At 72.4% G+C, this 24624-nt stretch carries 18 protein-coding genes and 1 pseudogene; 16 read left to right on the plus strand and 3 right to left on the minus strand.

From position 1 onward, the window contains the following. The first annotated feature begins 106 nt into the window (after nucleotides 1–106). The 8 genes and pseudogenes from rsgA to whiA all read left to right on the plus strand — a co-directional run bounded on the left by rsgA (nucleotide 107) and on the right by whiA (nucleotide 13263). Nucleotides 107–1147, plus strand: a complete 1041-nt coding sequence (rsgA, locus tag AB0K03_RS33860) for a ribosome small subunit-dependent GTPase A (protein ID WP_364693627.1) — start codon at nucleotides 107–109, stop codon at nucleotides 1145–1147. A 25-nt stretch (nucleotides 1148–1172) separates the two neighbouring features. Continuing rightward, the gene (locus tag AB0K03_RS33865; RefSeq protein WP_364693630.1) at nucleotides 1173–2969 is read left to right on the plus strand and encodes a hypothetical protein; all 1797 of its coding nucleotides are present in this window, start codon (nucleotides 1173–1175) and stop codon (nucleotides 2967–2969) included. Between the two features lie 119 nt (nucleotides 2970–3088). After that, complete coding sequence (uvrA, locus tag AB0K03_RS33870) at nucleotides 3089–6046, plus strand: excinuclease ABC subunit UvrA (RefSeq protein ID WP_364693633.1); 2958 nt, start codon at nucleotides 3089–3091, stop codon at nucleotides 6044–6046. Between the two features lie 229 nt (nucleotides 6047–6275). Beyond that, complete coding sequence (locus AB0K03_RS33875; RefSeq protein WP_364693635.1) at nucleotides 6276–6827, plus strand: Rieske (2Fe-2S) protein; 552 nt, start codon at nucleotides 6276–6278, stop codon at nucleotides 6825–6827. A 170-nt stretch (nucleotides 6828–6997) separates the two neighbouring features. Beyond that, nucleotides 6998–9172 (plus strand): annotated as a pseudogene (uvrC, locus tag AB0K03_RS33880) (excinuclease ABC subunit UvrC); the annotation flags it as partial. A 639-nt stretch (nucleotides 9173–9811) separates the two neighbouring features. Then, entirely contained in the window at nucleotides 9812–10708 is an 897-nt protein-coding gene (rapZ, locus tag AB0K03_RS33885; RefSeq protein WP_364693690.1) for an RNase adapter RapZ, read from the plus strand. 68 nt (nucleotides 10709–10776) lie between these two features. Further along, nucleotides 10777–11862 (plus strand): 2-phospho-L-lactate transferase CofD family protein, encoded by a 1086-nt coding sequence (locus AB0K03_RS33890; protein WP_364693693.1) that lies wholly within the window; start codon nucleotides 10777–10779, stop codon nucleotides 11860–11862. A 420-nt stretch (nucleotides 11863–12282) separates the two neighbouring features. After that, nucleotides 12283–13263 (plus strand): DNA-binding protein WhiA, encoded by a 981-nt coding sequence (whiA, locus tag AB0K03_RS33895; RefSeq protein WP_130511592.1) that lies wholly within the window; start codon nucleotides 12283–12285, stop codon nucleotides 13261–13263. 163 nt (nucleotides 13264–13426) lie between these two features. Here the strand turns inward: whiA and AB0K03_RS33900 are convergent, their stop codons facing one another. Both AB0K03_RS33900 and AB0K03_RS33905 read right to left on the minus strand, forming a co-directional pair. Beyond that, nucleotides 13427–14617 carry an MFS transporter gene (locus tag AB0K03_RS33900; protein ID WP_364693638.1) on the minus strand — a complete coding sequence of 397 codons (1191 nt, stop codon included), beginning with the start codon at nucleotides 14615–14617 and terminating at the stop codon, nucleotides 13427–13429. Nucleotide 14618: 1 nt separating this feature from the next. Next, nucleotides 14619–16916 carry a glycoside hydrolase family 3 C-terminal domain-containing protein gene (locus AB0K03_RS33905; protein ID WP_364693641.1) on the minus strand — a complete coding sequence of 766 codons (2298 nt, stop codon included), beginning with the start codon at nucleotides 16914–16916 and terminating at the stop codon, nucleotides 14619–14621. Between the two features lie 60 nt (nucleotides 16917–16976). On the opposite strand from AB0K03_RS33905, the gene AB0K03_RS33910 reads away from it, so the two are divergent. The 6 genes from AB0K03_RS33910 (at nucleotide 16977) to AB0K03_RS33935 (ending at nucleotide 21926) form a co-directional block, all read left to right on the plus strand. Beyond that, a complete protein-coding gene (locus tag AB0K03_RS33910; RefSeq protein ID WP_364693644.1) occupies nucleotides 16977–17594 on the plus strand; it encodes a TetR/AcrR family transcriptional regulator in 618 nt (205 codons plus the stop codon). Between the two features lie 374 nt (nucleotides 17595–17968). Next, a complete protein-coding gene (gene gap, locus AB0K03_RS33915; RefSeq protein WP_364693647.1) occupies nucleotides 17969–18964 on the plus strand; it encodes a type I glyceraldehyde-3-phosphate dehydrogenase in 996 nt (331 codons plus the stop codon). Between the two features lie 5 nt (nucleotides 18965–18969). Continuing rightward, a complete protein-coding gene (locus tag AB0K03_RS33920; RefSeq protein ID WP_364693650.1) occupies nucleotides 18970–20166 on the plus strand; it encodes a phosphoglycerate kinase in 1197 nt (398 codons plus the stop codon). A 3-nt stretch (nucleotides 20167–20169) separates the two neighbouring features. Further along, the gene (gene tpiA / locus AB0K03_RS33925) at nucleotides 20170–20961 is read left to right on the plus strand and encodes a triose-phosphate isomerase (RefSeq protein WP_364693653.1); all 792 of its coding nucleotides are present in this window, start codon (nucleotides 20170–20172) and stop codon (nucleotides 20959–20961) included. 145 nt (nucleotides 20962–21106) lie between these two features. Continuing rightward, a complete protein-coding gene (gene secG, locus AB0K03_RS33930; protein ID WP_199514547.1) occupies nucleotides 21107–21361 on the plus strand; it encodes a preprotein translocase subunit SecG in 255 nt (84 codons plus the stop codon). A 223-nt stretch (nucleotides 21362–21584) separates the two neighbouring features. Next, on the plus strand, nucleotides 21585–21926 hold the full coding sequence (locus tag AB0K03_RS33935; protein WP_364693657.1) for an RNA polymerase-binding protein RbpA: 342 nt from the start codon (nucleotides 21585–21587) through the stop codon (nucleotides 21924–21926). A gap of 249 nt (nucleotides 21927–22175) precedes the next feature. On the opposite strand, the gene AB0K03_RS33940 is transcribed toward AB0K03_RS33935, so the two are convergent. After that, nucleotides 22176–22793 (minus strand): GNAT family N-acetyltransferase, encoded by a 618-nt coding sequence (locus tag AB0K03_RS33940; RefSeq protein WP_364693660.1) that lies wholly within the window; start codon nucleotides 22791–22793, stop codon nucleotides 22176–22178. A 571-nt stretch (nucleotides 22794–23364) separates the two neighbouring features. On the opposite strand from AB0K03_RS33940, the gene AB0K03_RS33945 reads away from it, so the two are divergent. Together AB0K03_RS33945 and AB0K03_RS33950 are read left to right on the plus strand one after the other, a co-directional pair. Further along, a complete protein-coding gene (locus tag AB0K03_RS33945; RefSeq protein ID WP_364693663.1) occupies nucleotides 23365–23982 on the plus strand; it encodes a sigma-70 family RNA polymerase sigma factor in 618 nt (205 codons plus the stop codon). Further along, nucleotides 23979–24473 (plus strand): hypothetical protein, encoded by a 495-nt coding sequence (locus AB0K03_RS33950; RefSeq protein ID WP_364693666.1) that lies wholly within the window; start codon nucleotides 23979–23981, stop codon nucleotides 24471–24473. Before AB0K03_RS33945 ends, AB0K03_RS33950 begins: the two co-directional genes overlap by 4 nt. Nucleotides 24474–24624 lie beyond the last annotated feature (151 nt).

The raw sequence follows: 24624 nt of genomic DNA on the forward strand, positions 1-24624 counted from the left end.
GGGTGCCCGGTGCGGCGGTGGACCGGAATTCGCTTCCCCTGGCGGTGACGCCGCTCGTACGGTCTGTGCAACACGTCGACAGGACCTGCGAGGAGGTTGGGTGTCCATGTCTGACCTGTCCGCGCTGGGCTGGGACGCAACGCTGGCTTCCGCGTACCGGTGCTTCGATCGTTCCGACGCGACGGCCGGCCGCGTCCTGCGCGCCGACCGCGGCGTCTGCACCGTGCTCGCCGCCGACGGTGTGCACCGGGCGAGTTTGTCCGGCACCGTTCTGCTCGGCGCCGCGGGCGACCCGGCGAACCTTCCGTGCGCCGGCGACTGGGTGGTGCTGAGGCGCTGGCCGGATCGCCGGACGACGGTCGAGGTCGTGCTGCCGCGGCGCACCGCGCTGATCCGCCGTACCGCCGACAAGGACTCCACCGGCCAGGTGCTGGCCGCCAACATGGACACCGTTGCGGTCGTCGAGCCGATGCATCCCGAACCCGACGCGGCCCGGGTCGAACGCCTTCTCGCCCTCGCGTGGGAGTCCGGCGCGCGGCCGGTGGTCCTGCTGACGAAGAGCGACACCGCACGGGTCCCGCAAGCGGTCGCGCGCCAGCTCGGTGAGCTTGCGCCGAAGGTACGGGTCCACGCGATCAGCGTTCACGAGGGGCTGGGGCTCGACGAGGTGCGGGACCTGGTCACGCCCGGCCGGACCCTGGCCCTCCTGGGCCGGTCCGGGGCGGGCAAGTCGACGCTGGTCAACGCGTTGGCGGGCACGGACGTGATGCCCGTACAGGAGATTCGCAACGTCGACGGCAAGGGCCGGCACACGACCGCGTACCGGAGTCTCGTCCTCGTTCCCGGAGGCGGCGCCGTGCTGGACACGCCCGGCATCCGCGGGGTGGGTCTGCTGGACACCGGTGAGGGACTCGAGCGAGCGTTCGCCGACGTGGCCGGCCTGGCCACGCAGTGCCGGTTCGGTGATTGCCGTCACGACGGCGAGCCTGGCTGCGCGGTGGAAGCGGCGCTCGCCGACGGTTCCCTGCTGCCGCGACGGCTCGAGAGCTGGCGAAAGCTGCACCGCGAGGTCGCCGTGGAGAGCGGCCGGCGGGCCGCGCGGCTGGCCGGGGCGGCCGGGCCGGGCAGGCGCAGACCGCGGCGGTGACGGCCGGCTCTGGCAGAATGCACCGGTGCCCGCGGTAGAGGAACAGGTCGTCGCCGACCAGCCCGATCTCGTCGAGCCCGCAACGCCGCGGCCTCGCGACCGCCGTGGGCTCTGGGGGCTGCTGAGCTACCTGGCCCTCGCCGTGCTGGTGACCGTCCAGCTCTGGGCGGACCCGAGCGGGCGGGTGCTGTCGTCGAACGACGACGACCACGGCTTCTTCATGGTGCTGCTCACGCACGGCGAGCGGGTCGTGTTCCACGGGCAGAACCCGTTCTTCACCGACCGCTTCAACGTCCCCGACGGCGTCAACATGATGGCGCAGACGTCGGTGCTGGCGCTGAGCCTGCCGCTCGCCCCGGTCACGCATTTCCTCGGCGTCGGGGTCACGGTCGTCCTGCTGATCACTCTCGGGCTGGCCGGAACGGCGTGGGCCTGGTGGTGGGTGCTGTCGCGGCATCTCGTCCGCAGCCGTCGCGCCGCCTGGCTCGGCGGGCTGTGGTGCGGGTTCGCCCCGGCGATGGTGTCGCACGCCAGCGGGCACGTGAACTTCGTCGCGCAGTTCGTCGTGCCGTTCATCGTCTGGCAGGTGTTACGGCTGCGAGAGCCTGGCCGGGCCGTACGCGGCGGGCTGATCCTGGCGCTGCTCATCGTGCTGCAGGTGTTCATCAACGAGGAGAGCCTGCTCTTCACCGCACTCACCCTGTTCGTCTTCGTGGTGGCGTACGCGTGTTTCGACTTCGCCGCGGCCCGGCAGGTGGCCCGCCGGTTCGGGGCGGGGCTGGCGGTGGCGGCCGGGGCCTCGCTGGTGCTGCTCGCGTACCCGCTGTGGTGGCAGTTCGCCGGGCCGCAGAGCTATCACGGGCAGCCGTTCGAGCCGGGCAAGTTCGTCACCGATCTGGTGTCACTGGGCGCGTACGCCCGCCAGTCGCTCGCGGGCAACGCGGCCCTCGCCCGGGCGCTGACTGTGAGCCCCACGGAGGAGAACACCTTCTGGGGCGTACCGATGCTGGTGATGCTGGTGGTCGCCATGCGGATGCTGTGGCGTGACACGGCCGCGCGCGCCGCCTTCGTCGCCGGCGTGGTGCTGCTGCTCATGTCGATGGGGCCGGAGCTGCGCGTCGCCGGGCACGACACCGGGATCCCGCTGCCGTTCGCGCTGATCGCACACGTGCCCGTGATCGACCTGGTCAGCGTCACCCGGTTCGCGATGGTGCCCGCCACGATCATCGGCGTGCTGATCGCGCTGGCCGCCGACCGGGCCGGGCTGCTGCCGCACCGGCGGCGGGTGGCGTTCTGGGCCGGCATGGCGCTCGCCGTCGTGCCCGTGCTGCCCAAGCCCCTGCCGACCGTCGAGGCCGCGCCGCTGCCGCCGTTCATCGCGCAGCGGATGTGGGAGCCGTACGTGCCGGCCGACCGCACGCTGGTGACCGTGCCGATGCCCGAGGTGACCACCGGGCGTACGGGCATGCGGTGGTTCGCCCTGTCCGGGCAGGGATACAAGACGCCGCGGGGTTACTTCATGGGGCCGGCGAACCCGCCGGGGAACCGGACCGGGTCGTGGAACGCGGCGCCCCGGCCTACCTCGGACCTGTTGCGCCTCGCGGGGGCGTACGGTCGGATGCCGGTGCTGACGGACACCGACCGGCGGGCCGCGACCGCCGACCTGACCTACTGGCGGGCCGCGGTCGTCGTGCTGACACCCGACGCGCCGAACCACGACCTGCTGGAGACGATCGTCACCAACCTGCTCGGACGTGCCCCGCAGCAGGTCGGAGGCGTGGCGATGTGGGACGTCCGGGATATCGTTCACCCCGCCGGGTGACGGGAATGACCGCCCTCGCGGGGGCGCTGTACCTCGGCGGGCCCAAACTTGTCGTACCCCGCGGCTAGGGTGGCGGCGCCCATCGACTCGGACCGTAAACCGTAACGGAGTGGCTGGCTGTGGCCGACCGACTGATCATCCGCGGCGCGCGGGAGCACAACCTGCGCGACGTCAACCTCGACCTGCCCCGCGACGCCATGATCGTGTTCACCGGGCTCAGCGGCTCGGGCAAGTCCAGCCTCGCCTTCGACACGATCTTCGCCGAGGGGCAGCGGCGCTACGTCGAGTCGCTGTCGTCGTACGCGCGGCAGTTCCTCGGCCAGATGGACAAGCCCGACGTCGACTTCATCGAGGGCCTGTCCCCGGCCGTCTCGATCGACCAGAAGTCGACCTCGCGCAACCCCCGCTCGACCGTCGGCACGATCACCGAGGTGTACGACTACCTCCGCCTGCTGTTCGCGCGCACCGGCATCCCGCACTGCCCGGTCTGCGGCGAGCGGATCAGCAAGCAGAGCCCCCAGCAGATCGTCGACCGGGTCCTCGCGATGCCGGAGGGCACCCGGTTCATGGTCCTCGCCCCGGTCGTGCGCGGCCGCAAGGGTGAGTACGTCGACCTCTTCGCCGAGCTGCAGGCCAAGGGCTACGCCCGGGCCCGGGTCGACGGCGTGGTGCACCCGCTCTCCGAGCCGCCGAAGCTCAAGAAGCAGGAGAAGCACACCATCGAGGTGGTCGTCGACCGGCTCAGCGTCAAGGCGAGCAGCAAGCAGCGCCTGACCGACTCCGTCGAGGCCACCCTGGCCCTGTCCGGCGGCATCGTGCTGCTCGACTTCGTGGACCTGCCCGAGGACGACCCCGGCCGCGAGCGGCGGTTCTCCGAGCACCTCGCCTGCCCCAACGACCACCCGCTCGCCATCGAGGACCTCGAGCCCCGGGTGTTCTCCTTCAACGCGCCCTACGGCGCCTGCCCGGAGTGCACCGGCCTGGGCACCAAGAAGGAGGTCGACCCCGAGCTGATCATCCCGGACGAGGAGCGCAGCCTGCGCGAGGGCGCCGTCCAGCCGTGGTCCGGCGGCTCGACCCTGGAGTATTTCCTGCGCCTGCTGGAGGCCCTCGGCAAGGCGGAGGGTTTCAGCGTCGACACCCCGTGGCGGGCGCTGCCCAGCCGCGCGCAGAAGACGATCCTGTACGGCTCCGAGGACCAGGTCCACGTCCGCTACCGAAACAAGTACGGCCGCGAGCGCTCCTACTACACCGGCTTCGAGGGCGTGGTGCAGTGGATCGAGCGCCGGCACAACGACACCGAGAGCGACTGGTCGCGCGACAAGTACGAGGGCTACATGCGCGACATCCCGTGCCCGACCTGCGGTGGCGCGCGGCTCAAGCCCGAGGTGCTGGCCGTCACGATCTCGGGCAAGAGCATCGCCGAGGTCTGCAACCTGTCGGTGGGCGAGTGCGCGGAGCTGCTCGCCGGGCTGGAGCTCGACGACCGGCAGAAGATGATCGCCGAGCGGGTGCTCAAGGAGATCAACGCCCGGCTGCGCTTCCTCGTCGACGTCGGCCTGGACTACCTGTCGCTCGACCGCGGCGCCGGCACCCTCTCCGGCGGCGAGGCCCAGCGCATCCGCCTCGCCACGCAGATCGGCTCCGGCCTGGTCGGCGTGCTGTACGTGCTGGACGAGCCGTCGATCGGCCTGCACCAGCGGGACAACCACCGGCTGATCGAGACGCTGGTCCGGCTCAAGAACCTCGGCAACACGCTGATCGTCGTCGAGCACGACGAGGACACCATCCGCACCGCCGACTGGATCGTCGACATCGGCCCCGGCGCCGGCGAGCACGGCGGCCAGATCGTGCACAGCGGGTCGGTCAAGGGGCTGCTGGCCAACAAGCAGTCGCCCACGGGGGCGTACCTGTCGGGCCGCAAGAAGATCCCGACGCCGGCCACCCGCCGGCCGCAGACGCCCGGCCGCGAGCTGGTGGTGCAGGGCGCCCGCGAGCACAACCTGCGCAACCTGACGGTGAACTTCCCGCTCGGGCAGTTCATCGCGGTCACCGGGGTCAGCGGCTCCGGCAAGTCCACGCTGGTCAACGACATCCTTTACACCGTGCTGGCCAACCAGATCAACGGCGCCCGGATGGTCCCCGGCCGGCACACCCGCATCACCGGCCTCGAGCACGTCGACAAGGTGGTCGGCGTCGACCAGTCGCCGATCGGGCGCACCCCGCGCTCCAACCCCGCTACCTACACCGGGGTCTTCGACAACATCCGCAAGCTGTTCGCGGAGACCACCGAGGCGAAGGTCCGCGGGTACGGCCCCGGCCGGTTCTCGTTCAACGTCAAGGGCGGCCGCTGCGAGAACTGCTCCGGCGACGGCACGATCAAGATCGAGATGAACTTCCTGCCCGACGTGTACGTCCCCTGCGAGGTCTGCAAGGGCGCCCGCTACAACCGCGAGACGCTCGAGGTGCACTACAAGGGCAAGACCATCTCCGAGGTGCTGGAGATGCCGATCGAGGAGGCCGCGGACTTCTTCTCCGCCATCCCCGCGATCCACCGCCACCTGCGCACGCTGGTCGACGTGGGCCTGGGCTACGTACGCCTCGGCCAGCCCGCGCCGACCCTCTCCGGCGGCGAGGCCCAGCGCGTCAAGCTCGCCTCCGAGCTGCAGAAGCGCTCCACCGGCCGCACCGTGTACGTCCTCGACGAGCCCACCACGGGCCTGCACTTCGAGGACATCCGCAAGCTGCTGCTCGTCCTCAACGGCCTGGTCGACAAGGGCAACACCGTCATCACCATCGAGCACAACCTCGACGTGATCAAGACGGCCGACTGGCTCATCGACATGGGCCCCGAGGGCGGCAGCAAGGGTGGCCTGGTGCTCGCGACCGGCACGCCGGAGGAACTGGCGGAGGTCGCGGAAAGCCACACCGGCCAGTTCCTGCGGCCCATGCTGGGGCTCACCGGGAAACCGGCGGGCGCGGATGCCGCCGTCGCACGCGCGGCGAAGGCGAACGGGACCGCGAAGGCGGCGGTGAAGCCCCGGGCCTCCCGGGCGCGGGCCAAGGCGGCGGTGTAGAAACCTACCGTCACAGGTAACTCACAGCTACCGCGTCGGTCGCCGGTTGTGCTGCGGAAACGGTTCGGTGCTGCCATGCGGCGGGGGCGAACCGCTGGAAATCGGCAGTTCCGCGCCGACAATTTCCTCCTGCGCCCATGAACCACATCCGAGGGCCGCGCGTATGTAGATGCGACGCCGCGTGACGCAAGCGCGCGGACCAGGGCACGTGGAAGGGTTTGGCGAAGACATGACTGACGTGCAGACGAGGCCCGACGCCGAGACCACGGGCACCGACGAGCCGGCTGTCGCCGCGGGCGCGGTCGCCTCTCGGCGCGTCGTACTCGCAGGGGCCGGGGCACTCGGCGCCGGGTGCCTCCTCGCCGCTTGCGGTACGGACACCAGCGGCGGCGCCAACGGCGCGAACGGCGGCGACTTCACCAACGACCCCGTCCCGGCGGGGAGTGCCGGCGCGGACGCGGGCGGCACCGGTTCGACCGGCAAGGGTTCGTCCGGCGGCGGGAAGACGCTCGTGGCGGCCGCGGACGTGCCGGAGGGCGGCGGCGTGATCAAGGGCGACTACGTGATCACCCAGCCGCAGAAGGGCCTCTACAAGGCGTTCAGCAAGATCTGTACGCACCAGGGCTGCCCGGTGAGCAAGGTCGACGGCCGTGTCATCACCTGCCCCTGCCACAACAGCACTTTCTCCATCGTGGACGGATCCCCGACCGGCGGCCCGGCGAAGAAGCCCCTGCCGCAGACGGAGGTCAAGCTGGACGGCGACGACATCGTCGCCGCCTGAGAGCGGGGGACCGGCCCGTGGTGGCCACCGCGGCGAGCGCGCCGCGGCCGCCACACCCCTGCCGGCACCGGCCGGTCCCTGTTCGTCCCGGCCGGAGGCCCGACGCCGTGGCGGCGGCAACGGACCTCCGGTCGGGTAATCATGTCAGGGGTCCGCACTAGGGTGGAATCGTGCCTGACCCGTCCAGCTACCGCCCGGCGCCCGGGACCATTCCGGACGCCCCGGGCGTCTACCGCTTCCGTGATCCGAGCGGCCGCGTCATCTACGTCGGCAAGGCCAAGAGCCTGCGCAACCGGCTGAATTCCTACTTCGCCGACACGTGGGGCCTGCACCCGCGCACGCAGCAGATGGTCACCACCGCGGCCGGCGTCGACTGGGTCACGGTCGGCAGCGAGGTCGAGGCGCTGCAGCTCGAGTTCCTGTGGATCAAGGAGTTCGATCCGCGGTTCAACGTCAAGTACCGCGACGACAAGTCGTACCCGTTCCTCGCCGTGACCCTCAACGAGGAGTTCCCCCGGCTGCAGGTCATGCGGGGCGCCAAGCGCAAGGGCGTGCGCTACTTCGGGCCGTACAGTCATGCCTGGGCGATCCGGGAGACGCTCGACCTGCTGCTGCGGGTCTTCCCGGCGCGCACCTGCTCGGCCGGCGTCTTCAAACGGGCCGGTCAGATCGGTCGCCCGTGCCTGCTCGGCTACATCGGCAAGTGTTCGGCTCCCTGCGTCGGTTCGGTCAGCGCCGAGGAACACCGAGCGATCGTCGACGACTTCTGCGACTTCATGGCCGGCCGCACGGACGCGTTCGTCAAACGGCTCGAGCGCGACATGCTCGACGCCTCCGAGCAGCTGGAGTTCGAGAAGGCCGCCCGGCTGCGCGACGACATCGCGGCGCTGCGCCGGGCGATGGAGAAGCAGACCGTCGTGCTCGGCGACGGCACCGACGCCGACGTCGTCGCCTTCGCCGAGGACCCGCTCGAGGCCGCGGTCCAGGTCTTCCACGTCCGTGACGGCCGCGTCCGCGGCCAGCGCGGCTGGGTGGTCGAGAAGGTCGAGGACCTGACGACCGGCGACCTGGTCCACCACTTCTGCACCCAGGTGTACGGCGACGAGCACGGCGAGGGCGACGTCCCCAAGGAGCTCCTCGTGCCGGCCCTGCCACCGGACGCCGCCGCCCTGGAGAACTGGCTCTCCGACCGCCGCGGCAGCCGCGTGAGCCTGCGCGTCCCCCAGCGCGGCGACAAACGCTCCCTGCTCGAGACGGTGGCGCGCAACGCGGGGGAGTCGCTGGCCCGCCACAAGCTGCGCCGCGCCGGCGACCTCACCACCCGCAGCAAGGCGCTGGACGAGATCGCCGAGGCGCTCGGCATGGACACCGCACCGCTGCGCATCGAATGCTTCGACGTCTCCCAGATCCAGGGCACCGACGTGGTCGCCAGCATGGTGGTCTTCGAGGACGGCCTGGCCCGCAAGAGCGAATACCGCCGCTTCGCCGTCCGCGGCAACCCGGACGGCAGCGGCACCGACGACCTCGCCGCGATGAGCGAGGTGATGCGGCGCCGGTTCGCCCGCTACCGCGCCCACTCCGCCGACGAGCCCGTCGAGTCCGAGCCGACCGCCGAGGAGCTGGCGTCCTCCGACCCGGGGCTGGGCGACGAGGCCGGGCTTTCCGCCTCCGCCGAGGCCGGGCTTTCCGCCTCCGCCGAGGCCGGGCTTTCCGCCTCCGCCGAGGCCGGGCTTTCCGCCTCCGCCGAGGCCGGGCTTCGCGCAGCCTCTTCCTCGGCCTTCGCTGGGGCCGACGGCTCCCTCGCCGCCGGGGGTGAGACCGCCTCGGTCGTGGATGAAGCGGACGGCGCCGGTGGACCGGCCACGAACGACCTGCCCGGCATCGACCCGCTGACCGGCCGCCCGCGCCGGTTCGCGTACCCGCCGCAGCTGGTCGTCGTCGACGGCGGGCAGCCGCAGGTCAACGCCGTCGCCGCGGTCCTGTCCGACCTCGGCATCACCGACGTGGCCCTGTGCGGGCTGGCGAAGCGCCTCGAGGAGGTGTGGCTGCCCGGCGAGGACTTCCCGGTCATCCTGCCCCGAACGTCGGAGGCGTTGTACCTGCTGCAGCGCGTCCGCGACGAGGCACACCGGTTCGCGATCACGTTCCACCGGCAGCGGCGTTCCAAGCGGATGACGGCGTCGGCGCTGGACAACATCCCCGGCCTGGGCGAGACGCGGCGCAAGGCGTTGCTGCGGCACTTCGGCTCCCTGAAACGCCTGGCGCAGGCGAGCCCGGAGGAGATCACCGAGGTGCCGGGGGTGGGACGGCGTACGGCCGAGGCGGTGCTCGCGGCGCTGGCCCCGGAGAAGGAGACGGCCGCCAAGGATCCGGGCGCGGGGCCGGGCGAGGGAAGCCCCGGGGCGGTGCCGCGCGGTGGCGCCGGCCGTACGAAAGCAGGGGCGAACCGGTCCCGCGTGGCCCGCCCCCGCGCGGCGGGGTCCGACGACGAGGCCGGCGACCGCCCAGCCGACGGCGTCGATCGCGCCGGCGAGCCCGACCCGTCGGCAGGAAGCCCGGGCGAGCCCGATCCGCTGGCAGGAGGCCCGGGCGAGCCCGACCCGCAGGCAGGCAGCCCAGGCGGCCTCGGAGGTGGTGCCGGCGGTCCCGGTCTGCCCGGAGGTGGTGTCGGCGGACGCGAGGTGCCCGGAGGTGACGTCGGCGACGCTTCGGTCCGCGAGGGCGATGGGGTCGTCGGCAGGACGGGATGAGCGCGACGCCGGGGTGAGATGGCGCGGACACGGCCGGTGACCAGGAGCAACCGGCGGAATAGGGGTGAGCGGTGTGACCGTTCCCTCTGGCGGGCGAAGGGGTGCGCCCGATCGGATTGATCGGTTACCGGACACGACGTCCGGCGGGATCCGGTGGGCGTGTCGGCCTAGGATGGCGTGTCCGCCCGGAGGGGGCGGAGCTGTGCGGTGCAGGAGGAGTGCGTGACCGAGTCGATGCCGGAGTTCGCTCCGGAGCCGTCGCCCGACGAGGCCCAGACCGACCTCGTGGTGGTGACCGGGGTGTCCGGTGGCGGCCGCAGCACGGTCGCCCGCGCCCTGGAGAACGTCGGCTTCTATGTCGTCGACAATCTGCCGCAGGCGCTGATGCTGGACATGGCCCAGCTCGCGTTCGAGGCCGGCGGCGCTGCCCGGCGTACGGCGATGGTGCTGGACGTACGCAGCAGGGCCTTCTCCACCGACCTCGCCGGGGCGGTCCGCGCCCTCAAGGACCGCGGCTTCTCGCCGCGCGTGGTCTTCGTCGACGCCGACGACGAGGTGCTCATCCGGCGCTTCGAGTCGGTGCGCCGCTCCCACCCGTTGCAGGGCGACGGGCGCCTCGCGGACGGGATCGCCGCCGAACGCAAGCTTCTCGAGGAGGCGCGCGAGCAGGCGGACGTGATCATCGACACCAGTCACCTCAACGTGAACCAGCTCCGCCGCCGCGTCGAGGAGCTCTTCGGCGGCGAGGACGCCCGCAAGCTGCGGATCACCGTCCTGTCCTTCGGCTTCAAGTACGGCCTGCCGCCCGACGCCGACTACGTGCTGGACGCCCGGTTCCTGCCGAACCCGTTCTGGGTGCCGGAGCTGCGTGAACACACGGGCCTCGAGGAGGACGTCAGCACGTACGTGCTCGGCCAGGAAGGCGCCAGCGACTTCGTCGGCACGTACGCCGAACTCATCTCGGCGACCGCGCCCGGCTTCGAACGCGAGGGTAAGCGCTACCTCACCGTGGCGGTGGGCTGCACGGGCGGCAAGCACCGCAGCGTGGCGATCGCCGAGGAGCTGACCGCCCGGCTGCGCGACATCCGGCTGTCCGCCCACTCCTCCCACCGCGACCTGGGGCGGGAGTGACGCCGGCCCAAGCGGGCCCGCCCGGCGAAGCGGGCCGGCGGGGAAGCGGCGCCGGCGGGCGGCGGGCGATCAAAGTGGTGGCGTTCGGCGGCGGGCACGGGCTGGCGGCCTCGCTGCGGGCGTTGCGGCGCTGCGAACCGGCGCTGAACCTCGACATCACCGCGGTCGTGACGGTCGGCGACAACGGCGGCTCCAGCGGACGGCTGCGCGCGGAACGGGACGCCCAGCTGCCGCCCGGCGACCTGCGGATGGCGCTGGCCGCGCTGGCCGACGACGACCCGGCCCACCAGGTGATGGTCCGGCTGATGCAGCACCGGTTCGCGCCGGTCGGCAACCCGGACCGGCGCGCAGTGGCCCATGCTCGCGACGAAGCGAGACCGGCCGGTGGCTCGGACGCAGAGGCCCCGCCCACGTCCAGCGGGGAGAGTGCCGACCGGCGGATCGCCGCGCTCGGTGGCAAGCACGATCCGCTCGCCGGTCACGCTGTCGGGAATCTTCTGCTGCTCGGGCTCATGGAGCTCATGGACGACCCGGTCGAGGCCCTGCGGCACGCCGGGACGATGGTCGGGGCGCAGGGCCGGGTGCTGCCCATGGCCTGTCATGCCGTCGGGATCGAGGCCGACGTGCGCGGGGGCGATCCGGGCCGGCCCGACGAGGTCGTCACCGTACGCGGGCAGCATGCCGTCGCCGTCGCCGGCGGGCATGTCGAGGCCGTACGGATCGTGCCCGCGTCGCCGCCCGCCTGCCCCGCCGCGCTGGACGCGATCCGCGAGGCCGACTGGCTGATCTTCGGCCCGGGGAGCTGGTACACGAGCGTGCTCCCGCACCTGCTGGTGCCCGAGCTGGCCGATGCCGTCGTCGCGAGCCCGGCGCGCCGGCTGGTGACGCTGAACCTGGCCGCCGACAACGAGACGCTGGGGCTTTCCGTGGCCGATCACCTGGCGGCCCTGCACTGGTATCTGCCGGAGCTGCGCATCGACACCGTGCTCGCCGACGCCAAGTGGGTGGGCGAGCCCGACCCGGTGCACCAGGCCGCGCGAGCGCTCGGTGCGCGCCTGGTGCTTGCCCCTTTGGCCGTTGCGGACGGCAGCCCCAGGCATGATCCTGAGTCGTTGGGCGCCGCGCTGGTGCCCGTCCTGGGCTCCGATCGTTAAGCAACTGGCATGACCATGGACCCACCGGGACCGCACCGGCCACGACAAGCAACCGCCGTGACCACGACCTAACTGAACAGCACGAACCGCGACAGGCGACCGGCGCGAGGGTCGGCGCCCGAGCACGGTGAGGCGCGCACGGCCCGGCGCGAGCTGCGGGCGGCACGGCCGGCTACCCGCGCTCTCCGCACGAGACGCGACCGCCGGCCACCGCGACTCGGCCACGGCCGCCGGCCCGGTGACGGGTCGATCGGCTACTCGGTCGCCGGCCCGGTGACGGGTCGACCGGCTACTCGGCCGCCGGCCCGGTGACGGGTCGATCGGCTACTCGGCCAGCGACCCGGTGACGGGTCGACCGGCCACCCGCTGGACAGCACGACAGAGCACAGACCGCGTGACAAAGCATGAGGTGACTTCGAGATGGCGATGACGGCAGCGGTCAAGGACGAGCTGAGCCGGGTCGACGTACCCAAGCCGTGCTGCCGCCGTGCGGAGATGGCCGCCCTGCTGCGCTTCGCCGGGGGCCTGCACATCGTCTCCGGCCGGGTGGTCGTCGAGGCCGAGCTGGACACCGGCGCGGTGGCGCGGCGGCTGCGCCGGGAGATCGCCGACGTGTACGGGTACCCCAGCGAGGTGCACGTGCTGGCCTCCGGGGGGCTGCGCAAGGGCAGCCACTACATCGTCCGCATCGTCAAGGACGGCGAGGCGCTCGCGCGGCAGACCGGCCTGCTCGACGTCCGTGGCCGTCCCGTACGCGGCCTGCCCCCGCACGTGGTCTCCGCGAACGTCTGCTGCGCCGTCGCCGCGTGGCGGGGAGCGTTCATGGCGCACGGCTCGCTCACCGAGCCGGGCCGGTCCAGCGCGCTGGAGATCACCTGCCCCGGGCCGGAGGCCGCGCTCGCGTTGCGCGGCGCCGCCCGGCGCATCGGCATCACCGCCAAGGAGCGGGAGGTGCGCGGCGTCGACCGGGTCGTGATCAAGGACGGGGACGCGATCGCCGCGCTGCTCACCCGCATCGGGGCGCACGCGAGCGTGCTCGCCTGGGAGGAGCGACGGGTACGCCGGGAGGTCCGCGCGACCGCCAACCGCCTCGCCAACTTCGACGACGCGAACCTGCGCCGGTCCGCCCGCGCGGCTGTGGCTGCCGCGGCCCGCGTGACCCGGGCCCTGGAGATCCTCGCGGACGAGGCGCCCAACCATCTCACCTCGGCGGGCCGGCTGCGCCTCGAGCACCGGCAGGCCAGCCTGGAGGAACTGGGCGCGCTCGCCGACCCGCCGCTGACCAAGGACGCGATCGCCGGCCGGATCCGGCGGCTGCTCGCCCTGGCCGACAAGCGCGCCCGTGACCTGGGCATCCCGGACACGGAGGCCGCGGTCACCCCGGAGATGATGGCCTGCTGATCCCGGCCTGACGCACGGCCCGGCAAGCCTGACGCACGGCCCGGCAAGCCTGACGCACGGCCCGGCAAGCCGGCCGGGCAGGCCGGCACGCCGACTGGCAGGCCGGCACGCCGACTGGCAGGCCGGCACGCCGACTGGCAGGCCGGCACGCCGGCCGGCGGTGCTAGTGCGACGCCGGCCGGTTCAGCAGGACCCGGCCCAGGATCAGCGTCCCCACCCCGGCGATCACGACGCTGAGCAACCCCACCCGCAGGCTGCTGTGGTCCGCGACCAGCCCCACCAGCGGCGGCGATGCCAGGAAGCCCACCCGCAGCACCCAGCTGACGATGGTCAGGCCCGCCCCCGGCGGGAGGCCGGGCAGCTCATCGGCGGTGTGCATCGCGGCCGGGACGAGGGTCGCCGTGCCCAGGCCGGCCAGTGCGAAGCCGGCGAGGGCCGTACCGACCGACGGGAAGGCCAGCGCGAAGCCCATGCCGGCCGCGGCCACGGCCCCGCCGGTGCGGGTGACCGTACGCTGGCCGAAGCGGTCCACCGCGCGGTCGCCGAGGAGGCGGCCCACCGTCATGGCGACCTGGAGGGCCACGAAGGCGAGACCTGCGGTCGCCGCGGGGGCGCTCAGGTCTTCGGTGAGGAACAGGGCGCCCCAGGAAGCGCCGGCGTCCTCGACCAGGGCACCGAACAACGCCAGGCCGCCGAGGGCCGCGAGCATCCACACCGCGGCCGAGGTGAAGGCGCGCCGGGTCGCCGGGGCGGGTTCGCGTTCGGTGTCGTCCGGGCCGGGCAGCAGGAAGCGGTACGCGAGCAGCGCCACCGTGCTGAACAGCACTCCGGCGACGACGAGGTGGATCACGAGCGGGATCCGCAAACCGGCCGCCGCCGAGCCCATGAGGCCGCCGAGGACCGCGCCGATGCTCCAGACGCCGTGGAACGAGTTGACGATGGAACGGCCGTACAGGCGCTGGACGCGCAGGCCGTGGGCGTTCTGCGCGACGTCGACGATCGCGTCGGCCGCTCCCGCGACGAACAGCACCGCGGCGAGGGCCCACCAGGAGGGTGCGACCGCGACGAGCAGGAAGCCGGCCGCGATCAGCGGGATGCCCCACGCGCCGGCGCGGGCGGAGCGGATCAGGCGGATGACCGCGCCGGCGAACAGGCCGCCGGTGAGGGCGCCCAGCGGTGCCGCCGCGAGCGCCGTGCCCAGCAGGGCGTTGCTGAGGCCGAGGGTTTCCTTCACCTCGGGGTAGCGCGGCACGAGGTTGGCGAACAGCGCCCCGTTGGTGAGGAAGACGGCGGCGACGGCGACGCGGGCCCGCCGGGCCTGGACGGCGGGCCCGGCGGGTGCGGTGGCGACCACGTCAGGAGAACCGGGCGACGGCGTCGTCGACCTGCTGCTCGGTGACCGGGAAGCCGGGGAAGCGGGACAGCCGCTGCAGCGGGATCGCACGCATCATCTGGCCGTTCTTCGGGTCGAACAGCATCGCCTGGAACATGCCGTCGCCGAGGCTCTCGCGCAGCCAGGGGCCGGCCGCGGGGTGGGCGAGCCACTCGTCCACGGTCGCCGACGGGGTCAGGGGAGCGGTCACGTCGTCCCCGGTCAGCTCGACGGTGGTCGCGAGGCGGATGTCCCGGGAGGAGGCGCCGACGCGGATGCCGAACGTGCCGCCCTCGACGGTCCAGCGGCGCAGCGCCGGGTGCCAGTAGGCGAAGGCGCGGTGCCCGAGCCGTACGGTGACCGGCTTGCTCTCCCCGGCTTCGAGGGCGACCTGAGCGAAACCGCGCAGCTCCTGCTCGGGCCGGAAGACGCTCGCCTCCGGGTCGGTCACGTACACCTGGACGGTCTCCTTGCCGGCCCGCGGGCCGGTGTTGGTCACCGTGAGTGAGACCTCGACGCTGTCGCCGTCGACGGCCACGGCGAGATTCTCGTACGCGAAAGAGGTGTACGAGAGCCCGTGGCCGAACGGGTACGCGACCGGCAGCCGGTGCGCGTCGTACCAGCGGTAGCCGATGAGCAGCCCTTCGCCGTACCGGACGTGGCCGTGCTCGCCGGGGAAGTTGCCGAGCGCCGGGTTGTCCTCGTAGCGCACCGGGATCGTCTCGGCGAGCTTGCCCGTGGGCGCGACTGTGCCGAGCAGCAGGTCCGCGGTGGCCGCGCCGCCCGCCTGGCCGAGCAGCCAGCCCTCGAGGATCGCCGGGGCGCGGTCCTGCCACGAGGCGACGGTGACGGCCGAGCCGTTGGACAGCACGACCACGACCCGCGGGTTCGCGTCCGCGACCGCGTGGAGCAGCTCGATCTGGTGGAGGGGCAGGTCCATGTGGTCGCGGTCGTAGCCCTCCGACTCGTACGCCGGCGGCAGGCCCAGGAACAGCACGACGACCTCGGCGCTCGCGGCGGCGGTCACGGCCTCCTCGACGAGGGCCGGGTCGGCTGTCTCGGACTCGATGACGAAGCCGGGGGCGAACACGACCTCGCGCCGGCCGTCGAGCGCCGCGGTGAGCGCCTCGAGCGCGGTGTCCACCCGGGTGGGGTCGACCTGCGAGGAACCGGCGCCCTGGAAACGCGGCGTACGGGCGAACTCGCCGATCACCGCGACCGTGCCACCGGTGGCCGCCAGCGGCAGGATGTCGTCGTTCTTCAGCAGCACCGCGCTGGCGGCGGCCGCCTCGCGGGCCAGCGCGTGATGGGCGTCCGCGTCGAAGGTCTGCCCCGGCGCGAGCGCGGGCAGGGCGCGGTTGAGCAGCTCCAGGACCCGGGTGACGGCGAGGTCGACGTCCTTCTCGCTGAGCGTGCCGGCGCGTACGGCGTCGAGGATCACCTTCGTGCCGGCGCCGCCCGACGAGGGCATCTCCAGGTCGAGGCCCGCGGCGACAGCGGCGTCACGGCGGTTCACGGCGCCCCAGTCGGACACGACCAGGCCCTCGAAGCCCCATTCGTCGCGCAGGACCTCGGTGAGCAGCCAGCGGTCCTCGCTGGCGTACGTGCCGTTGATCCGGTTGTACGAGCACATGACGGTCCACGGCTGCGCCCCGGTCACCACCCGCTCGAAGGCGGGCAGGTAGATCTCGCGCAGCGTCCGCTCGTCGACGTCGGCGGAGACCGTCATGCGGGCGGTCTCCTGGTTGTTCGCGGCGAAGTGCTTGAGGGACGTGCCGATGCCCTGGCTCTGCACGCCGGCGACCATCGCGGTGCCCAGCTCGCCGGCCAGCAGCGGGTCCTCGGAGAAGTACTCGAAGTTGCGCCCGCACAGCGGCGAGCGCTTCATGTTGATACCCGGCCCGAGCAGCACGGCGACCTCCTCGGCGCGGCACTCGCGGCCGAGCGCCTCCCCGATGCGGGTGAGCAGGCCGGTGTCCCAGGTCGAGGCGAGGCCGGCGGCCGGCGGGAAGCAGGTCGCGGGCACGCTCTCGTTGAGCCCGACGTGGTCGGAGTCGCCCGCCTGCTTGCGCAGGCCGTGCGGGCCGTCGGTGACCATCACGGAGGGGATGCCCAGCCGCTCGACGGCCTGGGTACGCCAGAAGTCGGCGCCGTCGAGCAGCGCGGCTTTCTCGTCCAGGGTGAGGCAGCCTTCAGTCCCCTTGTGGGCGGTGGCGGGGTGGTTGGACGGAGCGCTGAGCAGGGCGGGGATGTCCAGGGGCGGCGTGGCGTCGGCGGTCATGACCGAAGCGTAACAATGAAAACCTCCATGCGGAAGTTTTCGTTCGCCTACGATGACGCGATGGCGGACGCCCCGGAGACCACCCTCGAGCCCAACCGGCGCGGCGCGTACGAGAAGGGCGTACGGCGCCGGCGCGAGATCCTGGACCGGGCCATCGAGGTCTTCGCCGAGCGCGGGGCGCAGGGCACGTCGCTGCGCGCGATCGGCGAGGCGATCGGGGTGTCGCACGCGGCGCTCAAGCACTACTTCGCCTCCCGCGAGGAGCTGCTCATCGAGGTGTACCGGGCGGCCGAGGAGCGGTCGATCATCGAGGACCCGGCGCCCGAGAGCTCGTCCGTGGTCGGGCTGATGACGCACGCGGCGCGACGCAACCACGGCGTGCCGGGGCTGGTGCAGCTGTACTCCACGCTCGTGGCGAGCGCCCTCGAGAACGGTCACGACGAGGCCCGGACGTTCTTCTCGGCCCGCTTCGAGGGGCTGCGCCGCATCCTGGCCGCCCGGGTGCGCGAGGAGCAGGAGGCCGGCCGGATCCGGCCGGATCTGGCCCCGGAGGCGGTGGCGGCGCTGATCATCGCCGCCTCGGACGGCCTGCAGACCCAGTGGCTGCTCGATCCGGCGGTGGACATCGAGAAGTCGTTGTCGCTGCTGGAGGGCCTGCTGGAGCGGCCACGCGGCTGACCGGCGAGTGACCCGCGGGCGAGCCCGGAAGGGGCCAACGGCCCGGACCGCGACGGGCCTTCCGGTGGGGGCGCTCGGGCCTTCGTGCTTTTGTCGCGCACGGTGCGCGTACCGAAGAATGAAGATCGTCAAAACGACCTGAGGTAACGATCAGGTCGCGCCCCGGCGGCACGGGCGGTCACCTTCTCGGATAGGGTCTTGGGTGACGGCGACGGTGCCGGGCAGCACGGCCGGACGCGCCGGGGACGCCGCCTACCAGCGCGGCGGTTCCCTGACAGCGCGACGGCCCAGTCACAGCCGGCCCCGAGAACTGGTCGGCACGAATACCTCCGCCGGTCGCAGAATCCGGCGGACCGAAACGAGGAGATCGACCTGTGACCATCCGGGTTGGCATCAACGGCTTCGGCCGTATCGGCCGCAACTTCTTCCGGGCGGTGGCCGCCTCCGGTGCGGACATCGAGATCGTGGGCGTGAACGACCTCACCGACAACGCCACGCTCGCGCACCTGCTGAAGTACGACAGCATCCTCGGCCGCCTGCCGCACGAGGTGAAGGCCACCGCGGACGAGATCACCGTGGCCGGCAAGACCTTCAAGGCGTTCGCCGAGCGCGACCCGCAGAACCTGCCGTGGGGCGACCTGGGCGCCGACGTCGTCATCGAGTCGACCGGCTTCTTCACCGACGCCACCAAGGCGAAGGCGCACGTCGACAAGGGCGCGAAGAAGGTCATCATCTCGGCGCCGGCCAAGAACGAGGACATCACGATCGTGATGGGCGTCAACGACAACCTCTACGACGCCGCGCAGCACACGATCATCTCGAACGCGTCCTGCACCACCAACTGCCTCGCGCCGATGGCGAAGGTGCTCAACGACACGGTCGGCATCGAGCGTGGCCTGATGACCACGATCCACGCCTACACGCAGGACCAGAACCTGCAGGACGGCCCGCACAAGGACCTGCGTCGTGCCCGCGCCGCCGCCCTCAACATGGTGCCGACCTCGACCGGTGCCGCCAAGGCCGTCAGCCTGGTGCTGCCGGAGCTCAAGGGCAAGCTGGACGGCTTCGCGATGCGCGTGCCGATCCCGACCGGCTCGGCGACCGACCTGACCTTCCAGGCCGGCAAGGACACCTCGGTGGACGAGATCAACGGCGCCATCAAGGCCGCCGCGGACGGCCCGCTCAAGGGCTTCCTGACCTACACCGAGGACCCGATCGTGTCGACCGACATCGTCACCGACCCGGCCTCCTGCATCTTCGACGCCGGCCTCACCCGGGTCATGGGCAACCAGGTCAAGGTCGTCGGCTGGTACGACAACGAGTGGGGCTACTCGAACCGCCTCGTCGACCTGGTCAAGCTGGTCGGCTGAGTTCCGTGAAGACTCTCGACGACCTGCTCGGCGAGGGTGTCTCGGGTCGGCGCGTGCTCGTGCGCGCCGACCTGAACGTCCCGTTCGACAAGAAGGACCCCACGGTCATCAGCGACGACGGCCGCATCCGCGCGGTGCTGCCGACGCTGATCGCCCTGCGCGACGCGGGCGCGCGCGTGATCGTGTGCTCGCACCTGGGCCGCCCCAAGGGCGCGCCCGACCCCAAGTTCACGCTCGCGCCGGTCGCCACGCGCCTCGGCGAGCTGCTGGGCAACCCGGTGGTCTTCGCCCAGGACACCATCGGTGACTCCGCCTCCGCCTCGGTGGACGCGCTGCAGGACGGCCAGGTGCTCCTCCTGGAGAACCTGCGCTTCAACGAGGGTGAGACGTCGAAGGACGACGCCGTGCGCGGCGGGTTCGCGGACAAGCTCGCCGCGTTCGCCGAGTACTACGTCGACGACGCGTTCGGCGCGGTGCACCGCAAGCACGCCTCGGTGTACGACGTCCCGGCCCGGCTGCCGCACTACGCCGGCGGCCTGGTGCTGCGCGAGGTCGAGGTGCTCAAGCGGGTCACCGAGTCGCCGGAGCAGCCGTACGTGGTGGTGCTCGGTGGCTCGAAGGTCTCGGACAAGCTCGCCGTCATCCAGGCGCTGCTGCCGAAGGTCGACAAGCTGCTCGTGGGCGGCGGCATGTGCTTCACCTTCCTCAAGGCCCAGGGCCACGAGGTGGGTAAGTCGCTGCTCGAGTCGGAGATGATCTCCACCTGCGCCGATCTGCTGTCGCAGGCCGAGGGCCGGATCGTGCTTCCCGTCGACGTCGTGGCGGCTTCCGAGTTCTCGGCCGACGCCGCGCATGACGTGGTGGATGTTTCGGACATTCCGGCCGATCGGCTGGGTCTGGACATCGGCCCGCAGTCCGTGGCGCTGTTCTCCGAGGCGATCTCGTCGGCGAAGACGGTGTTCTGGAACGGGCCGATGGGCGTCTTCGAGCTCGCGCCGTTCGCGGCCGGCACCCGGGGCGTGGCCGAGGCGATCACCAAGATCGACGGCTTCTCCGTGGTCGGCGGCGGCGACTCGGCCGCGGCCGTGCGCACGCTCGGCATCGACGAGTCCGGCTTCGGCCACATCTCGACCGGTGGCGGCGCGTCGCTGGAGTACCTCGAGGGCAAGACCCTCCCGGGCCTTTCCGCACTGGAGAGCTGAGCCATGGCTGACGTCACCCGCCGGCCCATCATGGCCGGCAACTGGAAGATGAACCTCAACCACCTCGAGGCCATCCTCCTTGTGCAGAAGCTGGCCGCCAGCCTCACCGAGCAGCAGCTCACCGACGTCGAGGCGGTCGTGCTGCCGCCGTACACCGACCTGCGCAGCGTGCAGACGGCGATCGACGGCGACAAGGTGCAGATCAAGTACGGCGCCCAGGACCTGTCTCAGCACAAGGGCGGCGCGTACACCGGGGAGATCTCCGGCGCGATGCTCGCCAAGCTGGGCTGCTCGTACGTGGTGGTCGGGCACTCCGAGCGCCGCGAGTACCACCACGAGGACGACGCGCTGGTCAACGCCAAGGTGAAGGCGGCGCTGGCCAACGAGCTCACGCCGATCCTGTGCGTGGGCGAGGGGCTCGAGATCCGCGAGGCCGCCGGTCACGTCGCGCACTGCTGCACGCAGCTGGACGCGGCCCTCGACGGGCTCAAGGCCGAGCAGGTCAAGAGCATCGTCATCGCGTACGAGCCGGTCTGGGCGATCGGCACCGGCAAGACCGCGACCCCCGACGACGCGCAGGAGGTGTGCGGCGCCATCCGGGCGCGGCTCGCCGAGAAGTACGGCGCCGAGACGGCCGACGCGGTGCGCATCCAGTACGGCGGCTCCGTGAAGGCGGCGAACATCGCCGCGATCATGGCGCAGCCGGACGTCGACGGCGCGCTGATCGGCGGCGCGAGCCTGGACGCCGAGGAGTTCGCCTCGATCGTCCGGTTCCGCGAGCACGTCCAGCGCTGATCGTTCGTCGCGGAACCGGCGGCCCCGCGGGTTGCCGGTTCCGCGCTTCGGCTTCATGCCGGGCCGCCCCTGGGGCGGCCCGTTCTTCGCGGGACCGCTATTGTGGGTTCGCGCTGCCGTGCCCTTCGAGAGGACTGACCCCACCATGCCGATCGCGTTCGCCTACACGTTGATCGTGTTGCTGGTCATCACCAGCATCCTGCTGACGCTGCTGATCCTGCTGCACCGCGGCAAGGGCGGCGGCATGTCCAGCATGTTCGGCGGCGGCGTCACCTCCAGCCTGGCCGGTTCGTCGGTGGCGGAGAAGAACCTCGACCGCTACACCGTCCTCGTCGGCATCGTGTGGTTCGCCTGTATCGTCGGCCTCGGCCTCTGGCTGAAGCTGCAGCAGGCAGGCTGAAACACACTGTTAACGACCGGTTCCTTACCGTTCGCCGGTCCCGAGCCTTCAGTCCGTTTGAGGGTGGCGGGTGGGTGGTTGGACCGGGCTTTCCTCCGGCGCCTCAGGAGTCGTAAACTCTGCCGCGCGGTCCGGTCCGTCCGGGTCGCGCGGTTCTTTTTACCGCTCCTTCCGCCGTTTCTCCCCGGCGAAGAAACGCCTCTGAAAGACAGGAGTGACATCCGTGTCCAGTGGCAGCGCGATCCGCGGCAGCCGCGTCGGGTCCAGCCCGATGCGCCCCGACGAGCGCAGCGAACCCGCCCCGCGACGGGAGGTGACGTACTGGTGCGCGGCCGGCCACGAGGTCGACGTCCGCTTCGCCGCCGACGTCACCCCGCCGGAGACCTGGGACTGCGTCCGCTGCGGCCAGCCCGCCGGCCTCGACCGCGGCAACCCGCCCGGCCGGTTGCGCGTCGAGCCGTACAAGTCCCACCTGGCGTACGTGAAAGAGCGCCGCTCCGACGCCGACGGCGCGGCCATCCTGGCGGAGGCGCTCGCGAAGGTGCGGCAGCGACGGGGCGAGTAACGGTTCGCCCGCGCGTGGGCCGGGCTTCGCGCCCGGCCCGCCGCTTGGGGCTCGGCTCGCCGCTTGGGGCTCGGCCCGCCGCTTGGGGCTCGGCCCGCCGCTTGGGGCTCGGCCCGCTGCTTCGGGCTCGGGTCGTGTCCTGCCCCTTGGGCCGCCCGTCCGCGACGCCGCCACCCTCTTCAGCGGGCTCGGGCCGTGCCCGGGCCGCGGGCTCGGGCCGTGCCCGGGCCGCGCTCCGCGGGCGAAGAGCTACAGCGGGCTCGTGTCGCGGCCCAGGAACGTCACCGAGGTCGCCCCCGGCACCGAGAGCTCGACGAAGCCCAGGCGGTCGTAGAAGGCCCGCGCCGACGTGTTCGTCGGCACCATGCCCAGGTGCACCCGGGGCACGCCGGCCGCGCGCAGCCCGGCCAGGAACGCGCCGATCAGGCCGCGGCCCCAGCCCTTGCCCTGCCAGTCCGGCAGCAGGTCGATGTGCAGGTGTGCGGGATACTCCGCGAGCTCCGGCGAGACCATGCGTTCCGGGTGATAGTGCAGTGCGAGCATGCGGTCGTCCGGCGTGACCGGCGGGTCCTGCGGCAGCGGGTAGCGGTCGGCCGTCGCCGGGAGCCACTCCTCGCGGTAGCGCTGGGCGAAACGGGCCGTGTCGGCGGTGCCCAGCACGTAGCCGACCGCTGTGCCCGTGCCGTCGTCCAGGACGTGTGCGTGCTCCGGCTCGAGGATCACGTACGGCGCGGCGAAGATGTCGCCCATGAGCCGGTCGGAGGAGTACTGCCCCCGGGCGTCACCGCCGGCGTCCGCCGTACGCACGCAGATGTCGTAGACGGTGTCGAGGTCCTCGGGACGGTACGCGCGGATCGCAGGCTGCACGCCGCCAGTCTAGGCGGCGGCGATCTGTGACCGGCGTCACTGCATACCCGCCAACCTTTCGCCGCGCCAAGCGTCCCTCCCTGCGAGAGCACGTCACCGAGCCGCAGGAGGACCATCCGATGCGCCTGAGCGCCCGCGCCGCCGTCAGCACCGCCGCCGTCACCGCAGCCCTCACGCTGGGCGGGACGTACGCCGCGAACGCGTTCGCCGACTCCGGCCCGCGGCCCGCTCCCGTGCCGGCCTCCTCCCCGGCGCGGCCGTCCCCGGTGCCGTCGGCAAGCGCGCCCCGGCCGGTGCCGTCTGCGAGCGTGCCGTCCCCGGTGCCGTCGGGGAGCGTGCCGTCCCCGGTGCCGTCGGCGAGCGTGCCGGGCCCGACGCCCTCGGCGGGCACGCCGGGCCCGACGCCCTCGGCAAGCGAGCCCCGGCCGGCGCCGTCCGCGAGCATCCCGCGTCCGGCACCCTCAGCGAGCGAGCCGCGGCCCGCGCCGTCACCCTCCCGGGCTCTCCCGCACGCCGGCCCCGCCGGGGTACCGTCACGCACCCGGACCGCCCACTGACCGCAGGGCCCGCCATGATTCTCGCCATCCCGTTGCCGTCGCTGCTGCTGCGCCGGCTGCGCTCGACCGTGTCCACGCTCGCCCAGTCCGGGCCGGCGGTTTCGAGAGACCGCACGGCTCACCGAGGCCCGGGGACGCCCGCCGGGCTGCCGGTGATCAACGAGCTGTACCACGCGCGGCGGCTCGGGCTGGTACGTCTGGCGCTGCTCATGGTCGACGACCTGGCGACGGCCGAGGACATCGTGCAGGACGTCTTCGCCGCCCTGTACCGGCGGCACGGGGCTGACCTGCGTACCGTCGCCGATCCGGACGCTTATCTGACCTCCGGCGTGATGAACGCCGCCCGTTCCGCGCTCAGGCGCCGCCGGACCGCGCGGGCCTACGTGCCGCCGCCGGCCGGCACGGCGCCGGCGGCCGAGGACCAGATGCTGCTGGCCGACGGCGACCGCGAGGTGCTGGGGGCGCTGCGCGAGCTGACCGTACGGCAACGCCAGGTTCTCGTGCTGCGCTACTGGTCGGAGCTGTCGGAGCAGGAGATCGCCGACGTCCTGCACGTGTCCCGTGGCACGGTCAAGTCGACCGCCAGCCGCGCCCTCACCATCCTCCGTGGCCTCCTGGGAGAACGCCGATGACGAACCTCGAAGCCCGGTTGCGCGCGGCCCTGTCGGCGCGGGCGCTGTCGGTCACGGCCGATGACCTGCAGCCGGCCGTGCCGCCGACTGCGACGACCGTACGGCCGCCGCGACGACTGGCCTGGCCCTGGATCGGGCTGCTGGCGGGCGGGGCGACGCTGGCGCTGATCGCCGGTGTCGTGGCGGTGCGGACGCCGGGGGAGGACGGGACGGCGCCGGCACCGAATCCGCCGGCTGCGACCGTACCGTCGCAGCCTGCCTCTCCCGCGCCGTCACAGCCCCCGTCGCCCTCGCCGTCGCAGCCCGGCACTCCCTTGCCGTCGCGGTCGACGGAGGTCTCGCCCGAACCGGCCCTCGGGAGTGACGGGTTGCCGAAGGGAATGCCGGAGACGTCGAAGGGTTCGGCGCGGCCGAGGCCGCCGGTGCGGGTCAGCCCGGGACTTCGCACCGAGCCGTCCTCGGCTCCGAGCCCGCCGCCTTCGTTCGGCTGATCCGGTCGGCTTGAGGGCTTCGGTAGGGGCGTGATCACGCCGCTACCGAGCCGTTCCGGGCGACTTGAGGGTTCCGGTGGGCTGAACCGAACGGCAACCGGGGCGCGCCCGTTCTGCGCTCCCGCGGTTCGCGGGGTGGGCGAATGGATGG

Source organism: Actinoplanes sp. NPDC049316 (assembly GCF_040677315.1).
Classification (GTDB): domain Bacteria; phylum Actinomycetota; class Actinomycetes; order Mycobacteriales; family Micromonosporaceae; genus Actinoplanes.

Bases quoted from the DNA above. Each gene is read 5' to 3' on its own strand.
- AB0K03_RS33875 (WP_364693635.1), top strand. From the start codon at position 6,276: ATGACTGACGTGCAGACGAGGCCCGACGCCGAGACCACGGGCACCGAC.
- whiA (WP_130511592.1), top strand. From the start codon at position 12,283: ATGGCGATGACGGCAGCGGTCAAGGACGAGCTGAGCCGGGTCGACGTA.
- AB0K03_RS33905 (WP_364693641.1), bottom strand. From the start codon at position 16,916: ATGACCGCCGACGCCACGCCGCCCCTGGACATCCCCGCCCTGCTCAGC.
- rapZ (WP_364693690.1), top strand. From the start codon at position 9,812: ATGCCGGAGTTCGCTCCGGAGCCGTCGCCCGACGAGGCCCAGACCGAC.
- secG (WP_199514547.1), top strand. From the start codon at position 21,107: ATGCCGATCGCGTTCGCCTACACGTTGATCGTGTTGCTGGTCATCACC.
- AB0K03_RS33910 (WP_364693644.1), top strand. From the start codon at position 16,977: ATGGCGGACGCCCCGGAGACCACCCTCGAGCCCAACCGGCGCGGCGCG.
- tpiA (WP_364693653.1), top strand. From the start codon at position 20,170: ATGGCTGACGTCACCCGCCGGCCCATCATGGCCGGCAACTGGAAGATG.
- AB0K03_RS33950 (WP_364693666.1), top strand. From the start codon at position 23,979: ATGACGAACCTCGAAGCCCGGTTGCGCGCGGCCCTGTCGGCGCGGGCG.
- AB0K03_RS33945 (WP_364693663.1), top strand. From the start codon at position 23,365: ATGATTCTCGCCATCCCGTTGCCGTCGCTGCTGCTGCGCCGGCTGCGC.
- rsgA (WP_364693627.1), top strand. From the start codon at position 107: ATGTCTGACCTGTCCGCGCTGGGCTGGGACGCAACGCTGGCTTCCGCG.